Origin of the sequence: Streptomyces sp. SID13666 (assembly GCF_010548325.1) — a bacterium.
GTDB lineage: Bacteria > Actinomycetota > Actinomycetes > Streptomycetales > Streptomycetaceae > Actinacidiphila > Actinacidiphila fildesensis.
On the sequence record NZ_JAAGLX010000020.1, the window covers coordinates 37198 to 54984 of the forward strand.

Sequence of the window (17787 nt, forward strand, 5' to 3'; positions counted from 1 at the left end):
GACCGTGCAGTAAGCAGGCCGGGGCCGCGTCGGAGAGCGGGTCGATGACCAGTGAGCCCACGGTGATATCCAGTTGGGCAAGCGACAGCTGGAACGTCAGCCGACGCGTCGTCGGTCAGAGCGGGTTCGGTATATGCGCCTGTTCCCGGCCGCATGGCCGAGTTCGGACTCCGGGGAAAACCCTGACCCGGGACCCCTACCGGAGCGCATGGCGAGACCGTGCGGGGAGGGGCCTGGGGGGATGTTGGGCCCCGCCCTCAGGTGGGGGCTTCACCGAGGGTTAGCTCTGACCGGGGTGTCCCTGGTGGTTCCCGCTGTTCGGTCTTTGGTTGTGGGCGAGGGTGCCAGGGTGTCCGTGGTGGTCGGTGCCGGGTGGGCCGCCCATCATGCGGAGCATGCCGCGTCCGCCGGTGCGGAGGAATCGGATGAGGAGGGTGGCGGCCAGGAGGAGGAAGGCGATGTTGAGGTAGGTGGTGTAGTTCCAGGTGACGCCTTCCATAGGGAGCTTCGCGTCGGCCTGGTCGGGGATGAGGCCGAGGCCGCCGAAGGCGAATTCCACGATGTATCCAGCGATGACGGTCGCGAGGTAGAAGGTGCCGAGCAGGAACAGCGCCATGCGGGCGCCGTAGTACTTCCGGTAGATGTTGAGGATCGGCAGAATCAAAAGGTCGGCGAAGATGAACGCGACGACGCCGCCGAAGCTGATGCCGCCCTTCCAGAGCACGACCGCGAGGGGCACGTTGCCGATCGAGCAGACGAACGAGGCGATGGCGACCAGCGGGCCGATGACTGGCCCCCAGAGTTTGGATGCCAGCGGATGGCCGTCGAAGAAGAACGTGCGCCAGAACGCGTCGGGCACCCAGGCGGCGACGGCCCCGGCGATCAGCAGGCCGATCACGAGATCGCGCAGAATCGAGGCCCACTCCATGACGAAGACGTGGCTTGTTGAGGTGAACCCTTCACGGGAGAACAAGCGGCGGGCGAAGGAGCCTTCTCGCTGTACGGACATGTCCATCGCGGCATGACCCTCCATGGAGCCGGCCAGCCCGCGGTCGGCTTGCTCGCGTGCCCGGTGCAGGAGTTCGTCGCGCAGGAACAGGCGGAACAGGACCGCCAGTGCGACGATCATGATGGGGCCGCCGACGAATTCGGCCGCGGTGAACTGCCAGCCCATCAACAGTGCCAGGATCACGCCGAGTTCGACGACGAGGTTGGTGGAGGCGATCTCGAAGGCCATCGCGGCGGTGAAGTTCGCGCCCTTGCGGATCAAGGAGCGAGCCAGGGCGACAGCGGCGTAGGAGCACGAGGACGAGGCGGCGCCTAGGCCCGCGGCGATGGCCAGGGTTCGGGGGCGGTCGTCACCCAGCAGGGAGACGACGGTGGACTTGCGGATGACCGCCTGGACCACGGCGGACAGGGCGAAGCCCAGGATCAGGGCCCAGGTGATCTCCCAGGTCATGGAACCGGTGATCGACAGGGCGTGCACTACGGCAGGGATCATCTCTGAAGCCTTCCGACAGAGGCACAACAACGGGGCCACCGACACGGCGCATCCGAGAGGGCGTCGTACGGGTGGCCGAGTGAGGGGCGTTGCCGCGTCGGCGGCGCCCCTCGGCGGTTCAGTCGACGTTCGGGGCCAGGGCGGCGGTGCGGAGTGTTCCCCCCGTCTGGAACTGCAGGAACAGCCGGTTCCGCCGCACCGCCGACCGTGTTCGGGAGCGGATGCTCGGTCGTCCGACATGGTCGCCGAGGTTCGTGAAACCCACGCCGAACATCGCAGGAACTACGGTACGCGTTGCGTCCATCGACGAACTGCGCAGCTTCGGCCACACGGTCACACCGCAAACGGGCCGCGAGGCTGATGCGCGAGAACGGCATCGTCAGCCGTCACCCGCCTAGGAGGAAACGCGTCATGATCCCGGACCGGCTCGCGCTGCCGGCGCCGGATCCGGCCCAGCATAAGTTCAGCGCCGACGCTCCGGATGGAATTGGTGCGGCGATATCGCCCCTGTGCAGGTCGCAGCTACCGGGCTCCACCTCGCCTGCGCAATCGAGCGTCCACACTCCGGGGGTCATCTCATTTGGGAATGGTGGAGGCGACGTCGTCGAGGGTGGCGTCCGTGACCAGGCCGGTGTCCTCCAGGACTTCCATGTGGTCCTGGACGGTGTTGTTGGTCTCGGTTGCCAGTCGCCTCACCAAGGAGTTCTTGGTGGATGCCCGGACCTCGCCAATGGTGATGAACACCTTGCCGTGGGACGCCCGGAGCAGGTCCACGAAGAGCTGGTCGAAAGCGGGGCCGTTGACCTTCTCCAACTGGTTCACCCAGCCTTGCTGTTCGGCTGTCGCCTGGTTGGGGATCGGCACGTTCAGTGCCTCGGAGTCCTCGCGGACCAGTTGGTCGAGTTTGCTGTGACCGTCGAGCACATGCATGCCGGCCCGTTTGATCGCTTCGCTCGACGCGTGTGTCTGGGCCAGTCGGCCTGCCGGCATCTCCCACAGTCCTGCCTGCCGGACCTTGGTGAGGAAGGTCTTGTCCAACGCGGTGACTGCGCCGGTGTTCGCCGCCTGAAGTGCTGCCGGTCCCGTCCCCGCTGCCGGGAGGTTGGCCGAACCGGACTCGTCGGCCGCGCTGTTCTTCTGCGCGAGCCACACGGTCACGATGGCGATGACTGCCAGGAGAGCGACCGCGGTGGCTATCAGGCGGCCACGGCCACTACGGGACGAAGGCCGGGAATTTCGTGAGTGAGACTTCATCATGCCTCCTGGAGTGCGCGACGGGTCACGGGTGCTGTGGTGCCTGAGAGCGCTGGGGCACAGGCCACGCTAACCTTTGCACTGAGCAAACAAATGGATTCAGCGACGATGCTCAAAAGCAGGGAGCATGTGGCATTCATCGGATAGGATCCCGCTTCCTTCGGCCACTACGCCGCCGCGGTATGCGTCAGCTTCGTCGTCGGTCCACCGGCCATGACCCGCTTCGCCCGCACGGAGCACCGGCGTGCCCTGGCGGCTCTGAACGCCGCCCGCCGTCGCTGGGTCCGCGCCGGGCACCCACCGGAGTTGAGGATGTCGAAGCCCCGGTCGAACGGAGCGCGACCGAACCCGTGCGATCGCCCGGCGGATGACCGTCCGGTCAGGGTGCCGTCCCGCAGGTGTCGAGCGCCGCCAGGAACTGTCGGCGCAGCTCGGGTCTTCAACGGGGCGCAACGGAGTCCGGACACGGTCGTGCAGCAGCCAGGGACACCGGTTTGCGGCGGTCCGGAGCAACGATCCGCGGAGGCAGGCCTTGGCGGCCTCAATGAACGGTTGAGTCCTCGCGGCCGGTCTCGTCCGGACGTGCAGTGCGGAAACAGCACGGTGGTTGGATGACAGTCAACGACGTGGTCTGCGAGACTCAATTGCTATGGGAGAAGCGGTAGATAGTTGTGTGTCAGTGACCTGAAAGCGACCCTGGGCATTCTGATGGGGCCTCCTGGCAAAATACACCGAGCTTCCGCTGCATGTGATGCATGGCAATTGAAGACGGGGGTTTTATGGAGATCTACATACTGGGCCTGGTGTCCGTTTCTGCGCATGGCGGACGGACTGAGATACGGGCGAACAAGGTGCGCGCCATGCTCGCGACTCTTGCGCTGGACGCGGGAAAGGCGATTGCGCATGTAGAACTGGCTGATGAGCTGTGGTCGGGTCAGCCCGTGGGCAATACGCTCAACGCTCTGCAGGCGACGGCCACCCGCATACGCAAGGTGCTCGATGATCCGGGCAGCAGTCCGAAGAGCCCGACGGTGCTGCGTGCCGTCCGTAACGGGTACCTGCTCGATGTTCCGCCCGCGTGTGTCGACGGCAACAGGTTCCTGGACCTCGCGGCCCAGGGATCCGCGATGTTGCACAACCAGCCGGAACAGGCCTTGGAACTGCTGCAGTCCAGTCTTGAGTTGTGGCGCGGCCCGGCGCTGCTGGACGCGGGCGACGGTCTGCGGTGCCGTGGAGCCGCCGCTCTCTACGACGAGCGTCGGATGACCGTGTGGGAAGACCTGATCAGCGCTCGGCTCGCCGTCGGTGACGAGCGCCAGGCGATTTCGGAGCTCCAACAACTCACTGCGCAATACCCGTTGCGCGAGCGGTTCTGTGAACTGCTGATGCTCGCGTTGTACCGGACCGGCCGACAGGGTGAGGCGCTGGACGTGTTCCAGACGACATGGCGCCGGCTGGACGAGGAGCTGGCGGTACAGCCGGGAATCCCGCTGCAGCGTCGGCACGCCGAGATTCTGGCCCAGGACCCGGCGCTCACCGACCCGTCAGCCGTGTGGTCCGGGCACCGGGCACCGGGCGCCCGCGGACTCGACCTGCTGAGGGCCCCCTGACCTCGGGTTCCACAAGCCATGGGCGCGACTACGGATGGCGGCAGAGCCGCCATCCGTAGGCAGGTCCCCGGGCTATGGGTCAGGTGACCGGTTCGTCGCGCTTGTGGCGCAGCGGGTGCGGCCACCAGATGTGCCGTCCGATGTCCAGGTTGAGGGCGGTGACCATCACCGACCGGACGATGAAGGTGTCCAGAAGGATGCCGAACGCCACGGAGAAGCCGAGTTCGGCGAACTGCGTCAGAGGAAGCGTGGCCAGCACCGCGAAGGTACCCGCGAGAACCACCCCCGCCGACGTGATGACCCCGCCGGTCGCGGCGAGTCCGATCAGGGTCGCGGGACGGGTGCCGTGCTTGGCCGTCTCCTCCCGGATCCGCGTCATCAGGAAGATGTTGTAGTCGATGCCGAGGGCGATCAGGAAGACGAACACGTAGAGCGGATAGGAGTTGTCCTCGGCGCCGAAGTCGAAGATGTGCCGGAAGACGAGGGCACTGACACCCAAGGTCGCCGCACAGGACAGGACCACGGTGGCGATCAGGAGCAGCGGGGCGACGACGGCCCGTAGGAGCAGCACCAGGATCAGGAGAACCACCGCCAGCACGATGGGGGCGATGAGGTTGCGGTCCTGCCTGGTCGCCCGTTCGACGTCGAGCTTGAGTGCGGTGTCGCCGCCGACCTGGGCATGCGATCCCGGTACGGAATGCACTGCGGTACGAACACGGTCCACGGTCCGGTAGGCCGCGCCGCTGTCGGGCGGGTCGGTGAGCGTCGCCTGCACATAGGCGAGATCGCCCTTGACCAGCGGCTGCGTCACACTGGCCGGTTCGATGCCGTTGACGGTGAGCAGCGTCCTGCGTACCTCGCCCGCGCCTTGCGCGGTGCTGGTGACGACGAGGGGACTGCCCAGCCCGGCTTCGAAGTGCTGCGCGAGGGCGGTCTCCCCGGCCACCGAGTCCTGGTGGGTGGTGAACGCCTCCTTGTTGGACAGGCCGCTGGAGTTCAGTTGGACGATTCCCACCGCCGTCGCGGCAAGGACCAGTGCGGTCACGACCCAGGTGAGCCGCGGCCGGCGCGCGATCCGGTTGCCGATGGCGGCCCAGCGGCCCGTCGTGGCAGGCTCCGTCGTGCCGTACTGCGGTTTGGCGGGCCAGAAGATCCACCGTCCGACGGTGACCATCAGCGCGGGGAAGAGGGTCAGCATGACGACGGCGCCCACCACGATGCCCACGGCGAAGACCGGGCCCAGGCCCTTGGTGGAGTTCATGTCGGCGAGCATCAGGCAGATCATGCCGACCGCGACGGTCGAGGCGCTGGCGATGATGGCGGGACCCGACCTGCGCAGGGCCACGGCCATGGCCTCGTGGCGGTCGCTGTGGCGGCCGAGTTCCTCTCGGTAGCGCGCGATGAGCAGGAGCGAGTAGTCCGTGGTGGCGCCGAAGACGAGGATGGTCAGAATCCCGGCGCCGTCCGCGCTGACGGTCAGTCCCGCGTGTTTGGCGAGGACGTAGATGGCGGCCTGGGCTCCCGACAGGGACACTCCCGCGGAGACGATCGGCAGCAGCCACAGCAAGGGGCTTCGGTACGTCACCAGCAGGATCACGATGACGACGGCAAGGGTGGAGAAGAGCAGCGTCGTATCGATGCCGCCCACGGCCTTGCTGAGGTCGGCCTCGTCCCCTGCCGGCCCGGCGATGTGCGTCTCCAGGCCGGCCGCGTCGTGCTGGGCTGTCTTCCGGAGCGCTGCGACGACGTCACCGGCTTTGCTGAAGGTGTCGGGGCCGAGGTTCAGCGGGACGGTGACCTGTGCGGCGGTGCCGTCCTTGGCCGCGATGGGGCCGATGACGGGACCGTCCAGGTCCGTGCGCTGACCGAACACCTTGGCGTCAGCCGCCATCTTCGTCCGGTCGGCGTTCGTCAGACCCGAGGCGCGTTGGTACACGATGACCGCAGGGGCCGTGTACGGCGAGCCGAACGCCGCTTGGGCGTTGAACACCTGCGTCGATTCCGCGCTCTTGGGCAGTGAGGACTCGACGTCGTTCTTCTCGACCCCGGAGAGCTTGCCCGCGTACGCCGCGGTCACGGCGACCAGGACCAGCCAGAAGGCGATCACGATGTACTTCGTGCGGCGTCCGGTGATCCATGCGGAGAGCGACCTCTTCCGAGCGGATCGGACACCGACGAGCGCTTTCGAATTCTGGGGGGAATTTCCTGGCATGGCTGAAGCCTTTCCTGATCGTCGTCATACTTCGACGCTTCCGGTGCCGGTGGGCTTGGGGGGGTGGCCTACGCGGCGAGATAGCCGGGTTCGATGGGCTGTCCCACGAATTCGTCGACTACCGAGGCCATTTCGGAGAATCCGAGGGCGAGCCGGCGGAATACGCTGGTCTGCGTGTCCCGCTCGAAGGCTTCGCGGCTGCTCACCCAGATGATCTCGAAGAAGTGGACCTGAGCGGTGGGAGATCGGGAGACGTTGTGCACGGTGAAGGCGTTCACACTGGGCAGTTCGGCGCAGGCGGTGTAGTCGGTTTCCCGTACCCAGGCCTCGAAGTGCTCCGGACTGGCACCCGGGTGCAGACGAATGGGGTGAAAGATTACTTCCATTGGTGTCCTCCGTACCGAATCAGTGCCGCCGGATCGGGCGGCTTAGGCCCATGGCGCGGGCGATGTTGTTCTTCTGGATCTCGTTGCTGCCCGAGAAGATGCGCGACGGCAGCGCGTCCCGCAGGAACGTCTCGGCCTCGCCGTCGAGGACCCCGACTGCTCCGCGCAACTGGACGGCGTCCAGCCCGAGTTGCACCGCCGCCTCGCTCACGGCGAGCTTCGCCAATGCCGGAGGCGTCTCGTCCTCACTGCCGCGGGCCAGCCCGGAGGCCGCCTTGTAGAGCAGCAGCCGCGCTGACTCCAACCGCAGGGTCATGTCCACGATGCGGTGGCTGACCGCCTGGAAGGAGCCGATCGGAACGGTGAACTGCTCGCGTTCCCTGACGTAGCGAATGGTGGAGTCCAGCACGCGGCGCATCGCGCCGAGGTACGCGGCGAACAGGCAGGTGCGTTCCCAGTTCATCGAGGACGAGAACACGCCGGCCCCCGTTCCCTCGGCTCCCAGTACCTGGTCGGCGGGGACGGCGCAGTCCTCGAGGTGCACGTCCGCCGTGGGGGAACCGCGCAGGCCGACCTTGTCGTAGGGCCGGCCGACGGTCAGTCCGGGAGTTCCCGCTTCGACGATGAACGAGGTCAGGCCGAAGAAGCCGGCGCCGGGCTCGGTGACGGCCTGGACGACGAACACATCGGCTACGGGGGAGTTCGTGATGAAGCACTTGTCACCGTTGAGCACGTAGTGGTCACCGACGCGTCGGGCTCGGGTGCGCAGATTCAACGCGTCGGATCCGGCGTCCGGTTCGGTGATCCCGTGTGCCGCTATGTGTTCTCCGGAGCTCAGGCCCGGCAGCCAGCGTTTCTTCTGGTCCTCCGTCCCGAAGGCGGATATCGGCATGAGGCAGGCGAAGAGGTGGGCGGCGACGGAGAATGCGAAGCCGGTATCGGTGCAGCCCTCGCCGAGCGCCTCCATGAGAGCGGCGGCAGTTACCGCGTCCAGTCCGCCACCGCCGTACTCGGTCGGGACCGTACTGCCCACGAGGCCTTGGTGCCCGGCCAGTTGCCAACGGGAGCGGAACTCGTCGGAGTCGAAGCCGGTGGTGGTGGCGCAGAGCTTCTTCCGTGAGAACAGTGCCACTGCGTCGTACATCTCTTGGGTGGCGGGGTCGAAGTCGAAGTTCATCGTGATCCGTCCAGGTGTTCCTCTACGAGCAGGTGATAGTTGATTCCGCCGGTGCCGAACGAGCTCACGCCCGCGCGGCGGGGCCGGCCGGGCGGAGCGGGCCAGGGTGATGGTTCGGTGGCGATCACGGCAGGGATCGCCGCGAGATCCAGTGCCGGGTTGACGGTCCGGAGGTTGACGTTCGGCGGCAGGGTCTTCTCCCGGATGGCCAGCAGCGCGCGCAGCAGCCCTGCGGCGCCGGCGGCGGCGAAGGTGTGGCCGAAGAAGGACTTCGCGGAGCCGATCCGCAACGGGCGGGTCCGCTCCTGGCCGCCGTACACCTGGGCGGCAGCGGCGATCTCGACGCGGTCCCCGACCTGGGTTCCGGTTCCGTGCGCCTCGAGGTAGTCGACCGCGGCCGAATCGAAGTCCACTTGGCTGAACGCCTGCCGCATCGCGGCGGCCTGGCCCGCGGTGTCGGGCGCGATCAGGGACTTGGCGTCGTTGGAGGCGCCGACTCCTCGCAGTAGACCGAGGATGACATCGCCGTCGCGCACTGCGTCCGTATGCCGTTTGAGGAGGAACAGCGCGCAGCCGTCGCCCGGTGTGAACCCGTCGGCGCCGGCGTCGAACGGGGTGATCCTGTTGTGAGACAGGAGCCCCAGGGAGGAGCAGAGCACCATGTCCCGGGCGTTGCAGGCCAGTTCGACTCCTCCGGTGACGGCATACTCGACCGCGCCGGAGCGCAGCGCGCTGACAGCGACATCGAGCGCGGCCAGCGAGGACGCGCACGCCGCTTCCACCGCGATGGGCAGGGCGTCCAGGTGGAACTCGTTGGCGATCAGTGCCGCCACGCCGCTCGCGAGGTAGCCGTCGAGGTCGGCGGGGGAGAGGGGCTGGTCCGTGGGGCCGTACCGCTCGCGAACCTCTTCGGTCAGTGCCGCCTTCTCCGCCGCGGACAGGTGGGCGAGTGTGCTGAGGTCACGGACCTCGGCCGCCAACGTGCCCAGCGCGCGTTCGGCGTTCAGCCGGCGCTCCCTGGTCAGGCCCAGGTTGCTGCCGACCACGATCAGACCAGGGCCGGTGAGCGGGCCCGCAGAGCGACTGCGTTGTGGGAACAGTTCGCTGGCGACGGTCAGGGCGACGCGCTGAGCGGCGTCCATGGCCGCGTAGCGCAGCGGAGTGATGCGGAGTTGCGGAGGCGGCGCCTCGGGCAGCGGGACGTGGCCGCCCTGATCGGTGTAGCTGTGGGTGAGGCTGAGGGCGCCCTCGGCGAAGTGCAGCTCCCTGTCGAACCGGGACTCCGGTACCGGGCCGATCCGGTCCCTGCCGGACAGGGTGGTGCGCCAGAAACTCTCCGCGTCCGGCGAGCCGGCGAAGTATGCGCCGGCGCCGATCACGGCGATCGGTTCGGCATCCCGCGTCCGGGCGCGCGGCGGAGGCGGTGGTGCGGTACGGGCCGGTCGGCGTGCGTCGTGTTCCTCCAGGACCAGGTGGACGAGTGCACCGGTCAGTGACGCTCCACCGACGGCGGCGCGGCGAGGGCCACCCGATACGCCGGGAGGCCAGTTCCGGAGGGTGGGGGAGAGGTGGAACGGGGTGCCGGTGAGATCCAGTTGCGGAGTCGGGTCGGGCGCCCAGTGCGGGGGGATTCTGCGGTGGTAGAGGGCCAGGGCGACTTTGGTGAGGCTGGCCAGTCCGGCGTTGGCGAAGGTGTGGCCCAGCCGGTCCCGGACACTGCCCAGCGCCACCGAACCCGCCGGCATACCGTTGAACTGCCGGTTGAGGGACGCTATTTCACTCTCGGTCTCGCGGCTGATGCCGGAGCCGGCGCACTCCACGTACTGAATCGATTCCACCGGCACCCCAGCGGCCCGGTAGGCCGCCGAGACGGCTTCGTGGCGGTTGCCGACGGAGGTGGAGTAGCGGAAGGTCCCGGGGCGGGAGTCGTACCGTTGGGAGCAGTCGAGGATCGACGCGTAGATGCGGTCCCCGTCCTGGACCGCCGACGAACGGCGTTTGAGCAGCAGGGCGCCGACTCCCTCGCCGAGCGCGAAGCCGCGGCCGTCGGCCGCGAAAGGATGAGTGCCGGGTGCCAGCAGGCCCTTCGCCGCCAACGCGTCAGTGAGCAGGCCACTCTCCTGTAACTGGCCGGCGAGGACGAGTACGGCGTCCGATACTCCGCCTCGCAGGCTGTTGAGGGCGTGCCAAATACCGATGAATGACGTGACGTCGGCGGATTCCAAAGCCAGGGTGCGGCCGCGGAGTTTGAAGACGGTGGCGATCCGGGCCGGAATGGTGCTGGCCATCTCCCCGACTCGGTCGTGCGGCGATCCGCCCATGCGCCGGGCCAGGACCGACCGCAATTCCCTGCCGGTCTCGGCGGAGTTGCGGCGGGTGGCGCCGCGCGGAGCGGCGGCGGTGGCGTTCTCCAGCTCCCGGACGTACCGGCCGGACTCGATGCGCAAGGCGTTGGCGTACTGCCGGTCGAGGCCGAAGCACGTTCCCGCGATCACGTCCGTCCGGTCGGTCTGCAGGGGCCGTTCAGCGTAGCCCGCGTCGGTGAGGCACATGCGGGCTGTTTCGAGCATCAGTGTTTGCAGCCGCGTCATCGACTTCGACTGTGCGGGCGGGATCCCGAAGCGGGCGACGTCGATGGCCGTGCTGTCGAGCACAGGGGCGGGATCGGCCGGGTCGAACGGTTGCGTCTGCCCGCAGTGGTTCCACCGGGCGCCGTGCTGCGGACCGGAGCCCGCCGCTCCACCGGGGGCCGGGATCGCGCAGCCGCAGTGCAGAGACGTGGCCTTCATCAGGTCCCAGTAGGCGTCGGTGCCGCGGGCCTGCGGATACAGCGCCGCGATGCCCACAATGGCGATGGGCTCGCGCGCGTCTGTCGCCTGGCTGCGATGGGCTTCCGACTCGGAGGTCATGATGCGGCGACTCCTGTGTCTCGGTCTGGTCGATGGCGGTGGTGGCCGGCAGTTGGAGCGCGAGCCCGCTGGATGGAGCGGCCGGAACGCGAAGCCGGCGCGCCGTAACGGGGTTGGCGGCGGCTTCGCGGTCCGGCGCCCGGCCTGGCCGGGGGTGGGCTTCAGGACGGACCAGATGCCTCCGTTCCGTCGCGGAAGCCGACCAGGCGTCCCAGGGGGCCGTCGACCCGTACGGAAGCCAGGCCCGGATCGATGAGGCGGTTCAGCACCAGGCCGTCGATTACGGCTCCCAGAACGACGGCGGTGGCTTCCGCGTCAGTGGCTCCGTGGTCTCGCAGCCACTGCGCGACGCCGCTCCGCCACTCGCGCAGCAGGGCACAGAGCTGCTCACGCAGCCGCTCGTTGCGGGTGGCGGCCAGCAGCATCTCGGTGAACAGGATCGTCGCGGAGTCGTCGGCGGAGTACTGGGCCATTCCCGCCAGTGCCTGTTCCACTCCGGCCGGGCCCTCCGCGGACTGCGACAGCATCGCCATCAGTCCGCGGACCTCGCGTCGTGCCGTGTCCAGCGCGGCTTCGACCAGGAGCACCGTGACGGTCTCGAAGTGGTAGTGGACCAGCCCGGGGCGCAGCCCGGCGGCGGCGGCCACTTTCCGCGTGGTCACCGCGCCCCAGCCCTCCTCCACGATGAGCCGCGCTGCGGCGGCGAGCAGCCGGGCCCGGGTTTCCTGGCCCTGCTCCACCGAGGTCGGAGTCACTGATCGCTCCACATCTGCCATGTGGCACCTCCGCGCGGAACGCGGTGATCGCGCACACCTGTTTGGACGTTCGCCCTGGGCGATTGACCAAGGCGTCTGGGACTGAGCATAGACCCGACGGGGGCGCGCGTCACCACCGTTCCGGAACGATGGCTGACATTCGGTCACTCCGGCGTGGTGACCTGGAGTTTCGCCGGAGCGGAGCCCTTGGAATGGCCAGATCCGCTTTCCGGAGAGCTGTTCGCCGCCGGGGTGCGGCCGGCGGCCGGATCGGCCGCGGCGCCGACTTCCGCCTCGGCCTCGGCGTCCTTCTTGAGCTTGTCCCGCAGTACCAGATACTTGGCGTTCAGCTCGTCCACGGCGACGAGCTTGTTGACGCCGCGTCCGCTGATCTTCGGCTCCACGCGGGTGACCACGCGCATGTCCTGGACCTCCTGGACGCGCTTCTGCGCGAAGAGCGCGAAGCGCGGGATCAGCAGCCGGAGGCTCTTGAAGCGCAGGACCTTCTGCAGGTGCGGATCCTCGTACCAGCGGAACATCACCTGGGTGTGCTCGTCGTCGATGGGCGTCATCCAGATCGTGACGTCGAACGGCGCGGTGTGGATGTGCACCATGCCGGGGAAGGTGAACGTCACGTTCAGGAAGTTGCGGTTGGTGGGATCACCCTCCTCGCACAGGTCGAAGGCGTGCCGGATGGTGGTCCCGTCCGTCTCCAGAACGCTGTTCTCGACCTTGGTCATGGCGATGTAGCGCCTGCGTCCGTCGAGCCCCAGTTTCTTGAACGTGCCTCCCCAGCCCATGTAGTCGGCGTAGTTGAACCAGTGGTCCCGGTGCACGATCGGCACGTGGTAGAAGTCCAGGAGGCTCTCGATGTACCGGGTGTAGTGGACCGGCTGGCTCCAGGTCGCCGTCGCGTACAGCGCGGGCTTGTCGGCGACCTCGGGCGGCACCTGGATCTCGGGCAGGACCTCCATGTGGCGGCCCCACCACATCCAGACCAGCCCGTTCTGCTCGCGTACCGGATAGGTGTCGATACGCATCGACTTGGGGATGCGTGCCTGCGGGCCGAGGCACGGCGCCAGCTTGCACTCGCCGTCGGTGCCGAACCGGAAGTCGTGATAGGGGCAGCCGATCGTGTCGCCGCGCAGCCGGCCGTCCGCGAGGTTGGCCCCCTTGTGCGGGCAGCGGGCCGACTGGCAGACGAGCTGCCCGCTGGTGTCCCGCCAGATGACGAGCTCCTGCCCAAGCCGGCGGGCGCCGGTCGGCCGGTCCTTCCTGACGTCCTCTGACCGCAGGATCGCGTACCACTGATTGGGGATCACTTTCTGGCTCCTGTCTGGTCCCGCCCCTGGCGGGGCACGGAATGGGTGGTGGGGCGAGGGACACGGGCGTCCCGCGTTCCTGTTATGTCCTCAGCCTTCGACGACCTCGACGACACCGGTGCTGCCGTCGACCATGACCATGTCGCCGGTGGCGATGCGCCGGGTCGCGTGCTTGGTGTTGACGACCGACGGCACGTTGAACTCGCGCGAGACGATGGAACTGTGCGAGAGCATGGAACCGATGTCCGTCACGACACCCCCGGCGATGGCGAACAGCGGGGTCCATGACGCATCGGTGAAGCGCGTCACGAGGATCTCGCCGACCTGGAACTCGTCCGCCTGCCAGACGAGGTCCTCGATGATGCGGGCGCGCCCGATCACCCGCCCGGGGCTCGCCCCCAGCCCTTCCAGACGCGCGCCGTCGGCCGCCGGCGCGATCGCCTGGGTGACGTCGTACTCGCCGATCACAGTGAGCGGCGGCTCCGGCAGCCGGTTGTAGTTCTGGAAGACCCGTCGGGCCTCGTCGAGCGCGGTACGGGAGAACACCGACCGGGCGTCTTCGTCGCCGCCCAGATAGCGCAGGATGTCGTCGAAGTCGAGGTAGGCGACCTCGTCCAGGGTGCGCAGCACACCCTCCGCGACGAGCCGGCGGCCGACCTCGTAGACCACGTTCCGTACCAGCCAGATCGAGGTGACCATCGACATGCGGGTGATCTCGCGCAGCTCGCTGCACATGACGAAGAGGGAGATCACCTTCTCGATCACCTTGCGCTTGGCGGTCGGCAGCCGCCTGAGCACCGTCGTCGAATCGCCTTCGGTGTAACCGCGACTGCGTTCGAGGATCTCGTCGACGGACAGCCCGTCGTCCGCGTACCGCCGGATCATCTGGAACACATAGGACGGATCATCGATCCACCGGGGATGTGTGAGCTCCATCTCCTGCCGCCCGCGGGTTCCGTTGTTGCGCAGGAACGCCTCCATGTAGGTGTTCCAGAAGGAGCGGCCGTTCTCGTCCGCGAGGAGGTTCTCGCGGATGTCCCCCAGATCGCTGTCGCGGATGATCCGCAGGACGCCGGGACGCTCCTTGGCAGCCTGAGCCACCGCCCATATCTCCCGCGCGGATTCGACGGTCCGCAGGCTCGACATGTCGGTCTTCACGCGGTTTTGCAGATTGGCGCCCTCGTCGCCGAGCCACTTGGCGCACAACTCCGTGAGGATGCCGTAGAACCCGAACGCGTTGATGTAGTAGGGCATGTAACCGACGTGCATGTCGTGGAAGTAGCCCAGGTAGCGGGAGAGTTCGGCGTTCAGTTCGCGGCGGCTCAGCCGTTCCAGACTGATCCCCCGCGCCCGGTCGAACTCGTAGAGCCGGGACGCCACCATCTGTTTCGACCGCTTCTTCATCCGCGCCATTTCGGCGCCGGTGTGCTTGACCCAGTACGCGAGGGACCGCAGGTCCTCCATACCGCCCGGGAACCGGCCGAACGGATTCTCGTACCCGTCGAGCGATACCTCCTCACTGACGAAGCGGCTCGTGAAGTGGCGCTGGTCGCGGGTGGGCAGACACTGGCCGAGCATGTACGAGGTGTAGGAGATGTTGAGATAGATGTGTCCCTGCAGATAGCCCATCTGCAGTCCGACGTCACCGGTGTCGCGGACACCCACGGCCGCCGCGCAGTCACCGTGCACCGTCCGCTGGTAGTACTGTGCGAAGGTCTGCCCCAGCGGGGACATGACACCGTTGAAGATCTCTCCGATGTCCATCCGCGACCAGAGGGTGCCCTGGGTGACCGCGTCGCTCTGCGGTGTGAGGTAGGGGCTGGTGCGCGGTGCGGCGACCGGCGTGGTGGTGATCGGCCTGGTCTGCAGGAGGTGGAGCTGCCCGTCGTGCAGAGCCCATTCGATGTCCTGCTCGGCACCGTAGTGTTCGCGGACCTGCACAGCCAGCCCGGCCAGGTCCGCGAGCTGCTCACGGGTCAGACACGGCGCGTTGCGGGCGGCCGCGTCCACCTTGGTGATGCCGACCTTGCCCGGCTCCACCGCGGCACATTTGGTGACCTTGTATCGGACGCGTTCCTCGATGACCTCCAGACTGCGGTCGTCCACCACGAAGAAGTCGGAGGTGACCCGGCCCGCCACCAGGCCCTCGCCCAGTCCCCAGCACGCCTCGACGACCATGCGGTGCGGGGCGTCCGAGGTGGGATCGGTCGTGAACAGGACCCCGCCCCCATCGGCGTGGATCATCCGCTGCACGACGACGGCGATCGCGCCGACCTCCGCGGGATCCGTCCGGTAGGCCGTGGCGCGCTCCGACCACAGGGATGCCCAGCAGACCTTCACCGCATCCAGCAGTGCCTCGTCCCCGGCGATGTCCAGAATCGTGTCGTGCTGCCCGGCGAACGACTGGGACGCGGAGTCCTCCTTGACCGCCGAGGACCGCACCGCGACACGGGGGCGGCCGAGGTGCTCGTAGGCGTCGAGGATGGGGCGGGCGATCGCTTCGGGTACCGGGCCGGCGAGTATCCGGTCACGGATCTCGGTACTTCCCGAGGTCGCGGCGAGGGTGTCGAGTCCGCTTTCGCGCAGGAAGTCGCCGAACAGGTCGGTGGTGATGCAGAACGCGGCCGGCACGGGGAGCCCGGCCCGGATCATCTCGTCGAGCCGGGCGGCCTTTCCGCCCAGGAGACCGTCGTCCGCCTTGTCCTGGCTGCCGAGGACGACGATGTCGGTGATTCGGGGGTCCTCGGCCGTTTGGTTCACGGTGGGGGTTTTCATGGTGTGCTCTCCTCGGGGTTCAGATCTGCGCGGCACGTGCGTTGGTCCCGACGAAGGCACGGAACTGTTCGCCCGGGATGATCCGGCGGGCGGTGACGTCGGTGTATCCCGCACGTTCCAGCTGCCCGGTGAGTTCGTCCTCGCGGGGCAGTGGGCCGCCGAAGTCGGCGTAGGTGAACCAGAGGTTGAGTACTTCGAGCCCGACGTTGCCGCCCTGGCAGGAGGTCGTCAGCAGCACCTTGCCACCCGGGGCCAGGAGCGCCCGCGCACGTTCCAGGACAGCGGTCCGTTCGTCCCGGGGGAAGTAGTAGATGTTGTTGTGCAGGGTGATGAGATCGAACTGGGGCTCCAGCTCGAGGGTGCGGATATCGCCCTGGCGGGTCTCCACCCGGTCCTGCAGACCCCACTCCGTCATGTTCTCCGCGGCTTGCTTGGCAACGTCGCCCTGCAGATCGATCGCGAGTGCGGTCAGCCGCGGGTTGAGGGAGGCGGCGTGCCGGACGTAGACGCCGCTGCCACAGCCGACCTCCAGCAGTCGCACCGGCGTTGTACGGTCCAGGGTGTGCGCGACGGCCTCTTCGACGAAGGGCTGGACCACACGGGTCGAGCGGGCGATCACCGCACCGTCCTGGTCGCTCAGCGAGAGCCGCCGCCCGTCGCGCAGCATGTCCGGGGCGTCGAGGAGCACCGGCACGTGGAAGCGCAGCACCTCCTCCAGGGCGGCGGCCACCGAGTCCTGGCCGGCGCGGGCGAGCGCCTTGGCGGTGCGGCTCCTGAGCCGGTAGGCATCGTCCGACCAGGAGAGATCGCCGAGCTGGACGCCGATGTCGAGCCAGGCGCGCAGCGGCGCGGCGTCGCCGTGGATCCCCAGGTGTTCGGCCAGCGTCTCCAGGTCGCAGGGGCGCACGGCCATCCGGCGCAGTACGCCGCGGCTCGCGGCCGACGCCAGGAAGGTCGCCCGGTAGAGCGGGGTCACGAGATTGCGCGTGAGGGAGAGCAGCAGCGGGATCTGTCGCTGCCTGATGACTTTGCTGAGGGTCAGTGCGTCCATGACGGGGTCCTTCGGGCAGTGAGGGTTCGCGCCTCCTGGTCGGGGCGGAGCCGGTCGAGTTCGCCGCGCAGCTCCCGCAGCAGGCGGAGCCGCGATGCGCCGGTGAGGAAGAAGTGGTCGCCCGGCAGATGCCGTCGCAGCAGCGAGCCGGTGGTGCACTCGCGCCAGGCCTCCGTCCCGGCGGCGGTCGCGATCGGGTCGTCGGTCCCGGAGAACGCGGTCATCGGACACCGCAGCGGCCTGCGTGGGGTCCAGCGGTACGTCTCACAGACCCGCAGGTCCGCGCGGAGCACCGGTAGCCGGCGGTCGAGGTAGGAACGAGCCGTCACGTGGTCGTCGCCGAGCCCGCCGAGGTCATGGACCAGGCGGCGCAGATCGTCGTCGGACAGCGTGTGGTCCTGCCGCGTCCCGTACAGGTGCGGCGCCCTGCTGCCCGACACGAACAGATGGCGTGGCTCGCGGTGACCGCGCCGCCGCAGTTCGCAGGCGACCTCGTAGGCCAGCAGCGCTCCCATGCTGTGGCCGAAGAGCGCGAAGTCGGGGGTGAGTCCGAACTCGACGAGGGCGGTGGCCGCGTCGGCGGCGAGCGGGCCCATATCGGTGTAAGGGGGCTCCCGTAGTCGCAGTCCGCGGCCCGGCAGCAGCACCGGGACCACCTGGACGCCGTCGCCGAGTTGCCGCTGCCAGTCACGGAAGACGGAGGGTGTGCCGCCGGCGTACGAGAAGCAGATGAGCTGGAGCGTCGCCGGGGCGTGGGTGTCGGCGGCGGGGAACCAGGCTCCGGTGGGGTCCCGGTGCTGCTGGATGGTGAGCGGGTGATGGTGGAGCGGCATCC

The 17787-nt window shown here is 68.2% G+C and carries 13 protein-coding genes; 1 reads left to right on the forward strand and 12 read right to left on the reverse strand.

The window, feature by feature from the left end:
* Positions 1 to 280: 280 nt before the first annotated feature.
* The 3 genes from G3I60_RS24225 to G3I60_RS46495 all read right to left on the reverse strand — a co-directional run bounded on the left by G3I60_RS24225 (position 281) and on the right by G3I60_RS46495 (position 2659).
* Positions 281 to 1498, reverse strand: a complete 1218-nt coding sequence (locus G3I60_RS24225; RefSeq protein WP_138354030.1) for a permease — start codon at positions 1496 to 1498, stop codon at positions 281 to 283.
* Between the two features lie 121 nt (positions 1499 to 1619).
* Positions 1620 to 1766, reverse strand: coding sequence for a hypothetical protein (locus tag G3I60_RS24230; protein WP_164607706.1), 147 nt, complete (start codon positions 1764 to 1766; stop codon positions 1620 to 1622).
* A gap of 311 nt (positions 1767 to 2077) precedes the next feature.
* Positions 2078 to 2659, reverse strand: coding sequence for a DUF4142 domain-containing protein (locus G3I60_RS46495; RefSeq protein WP_244809032.1), 582 nt, complete (start codon positions 2657 to 2659; stop codon positions 2078 to 2080).
* Positions 2660 to 3510: 851 nt separating this feature from the next.
* On the opposite strand from G3I60_RS46495, the gene G3I60_RS24240 reads away from it, so the two are divergent.
* Complete coding sequence (locus G3I60_RS24240) at positions 3511 to 4365, forward strand: AfsR/SARP family transcriptional regulator (RefSeq protein ID WP_239070174.1); 855 nt, start codon at positions 3511 to 3513, stop codon at positions 4363 to 4365.
* 79 nt (positions 4366 to 4444) lie between these two features.
* On the opposite strand, the gene G3I60_RS24245 is transcribed toward G3I60_RS24240, so the two are convergent.
* The 9 genes from G3I60_RS24245 to G3I60_RS24285 all read right to left on the reverse strand — a co-directional run bounded on the left by G3I60_RS24245 (position 4445) and on the right by G3I60_RS24285 (position 17785).
* The gene (locus tag G3I60_RS24245; protein WP_244809030.1) at positions 4445 to 6472 is read right to left on the reverse strand and encodes an MMPL family transporter; all 2028 of its coding nucleotides are present in this window, start codon (positions 6470 to 6472) and stop codon (positions 4445 to 4447) included.
* A 173-nt stretch (positions 6473 to 6645) separates the two neighbouring features.
* A complete protein-coding gene (locus tag G3I60_RS24250; protein WP_138353994.1) occupies positions 6646 to 6963 on the reverse strand; it encodes a RedY protein in 318 nt (105 codons plus the stop codon).
* A 19-nt stretch (positions 6964 to 6982) separates the two neighbouring features.
* Positions 6983 to 8140 (reverse strand): L-prolyl-[peptidyl-carrier protein] dehydrogenase, encoded by a 1158-nt coding sequence (redW, locus tag G3I60_RS24255; protein ID WP_138353993.1) that lies wholly within the window; start codon positions 8138 to 8140, stop codon positions 6983 to 6985.
* Positions 8137 to 11049, reverse strand: coding sequence for a polyketide synthase (locus G3I60_RS24260; protein WP_138353992.1), 2913 nt, complete (start codon positions 11047 to 11049; stop codon positions 8137 to 8139). Before G3I60_RS24260 ends, redW begins: the two co-directional genes overlap by 4 nt.
* 161 nt (positions 11050 to 11210) lie before the next feature.
* The gene (locus tag G3I60_RS24265; protein WP_138353991.1) at positions 11211 to 11804 is read right to left on the reverse strand and encodes a TetR/AcrR family transcriptional regulator; all 594 of its coding nucleotides are present in this window, start codon (positions 11802 to 11804) and stop codon (positions 11211 to 11213) included.
* Between the two features lie 164 nt (positions 11805 to 11968).
* Entirely contained in the window at positions 11969 to 13126 is a 1158-nt protein-coding gene (locus tag G3I60_RS24270; RefSeq protein WP_164295872.1) for an aromatic ring-hydroxylating dioxygenase subunit alpha, read from the reverse strand.
* Positions 13127 to 13216: 90 nt separating this feature from the next.
* On the reverse strand, positions 13217 to 15901 hold the full coding sequence (locus G3I60_RS24275) for a PEP/pyruvate-binding domain-containing protein (RefSeq protein ID WP_164607708.1): 2685 nt from the start codon (positions 15899 to 15901) through the stop codon (positions 13217 to 13219).
* A gap of 19 nt (positions 15902 to 15920) precedes the next feature.
* Positions 15921 to 16952, reverse strand: a complete 1032-nt coding sequence (locus G3I60_RS24280) for a cyclopropane-fatty-acyl-phospholipid synthase family protein (protein WP_138353989.1) — start codon at positions 16950 to 16952, stop codon at positions 15921 to 15923.
* The gene (locus G3I60_RS24285) at positions 16940 to 17785 is read right to left on the reverse strand and encodes a thioesterase II family protein (protein ID WP_138353988.1); all 846 of its coding nucleotides are present in this window, start codon (positions 17783 to 17785) and stop codon (positions 16940 to 16942) included. The genes G3I60_RS24280 and G3I60_RS24285 overlap by 13 nt, the downstream gene beginning before the upstream one ends.
* Between the last annotated feature and the right edge of the window lie 2 nt (positions 17786 to 17787).

Coding starts and splice junctions, on each gene's coding strand:
- G3I60_RS24240 (WP_239070174.1), top strand. CDS start 3,511: ATGGCAATTGAAGACGGGGGTTTTATGGAGATCTACATACTGGGCCTG.
- G3I60_RS24250 (WP_138353994.1), bottom strand. CDS start 6,963: ATGGAAGTAATCTTTCACCCCATTCGTCTGCACCCGGGTGCCAGTCCG.
- redW (WP_138353993.1), bottom strand. CDS start 8,140: ATGAACTTCGACTTCGACCCCGCCACCCAAGAGATGTACGACGCAGTG.
- G3I60_RS24260 (WP_138353992.1), bottom strand. CDS start 11,049: ATGACCTCCGAGTCGGAAGCCCATCGCAGCCAGGCGACAGACGCGCGC.
- G3I60_RS24275 (WP_164607708.1), bottom strand. CDS start 15,901: ATGAAAACCCCCACCGTGAACCAAACGGCCGAGGACCCCCGAATCACC.
- G3I60_RS24280 (WP_138353989.1), bottom strand. CDS start 16,952: ATGGACGCACTGACCCTCAGCAAAGTCATCAGGCAGCGACAGATCCCG.
- G3I60_RS24285 (WP_138353988.1), bottom strand. CDS start 17,785: ATGCCGCTCCACCATCACCCGCTCACCATCCAGCAGCACCGGGACCCC.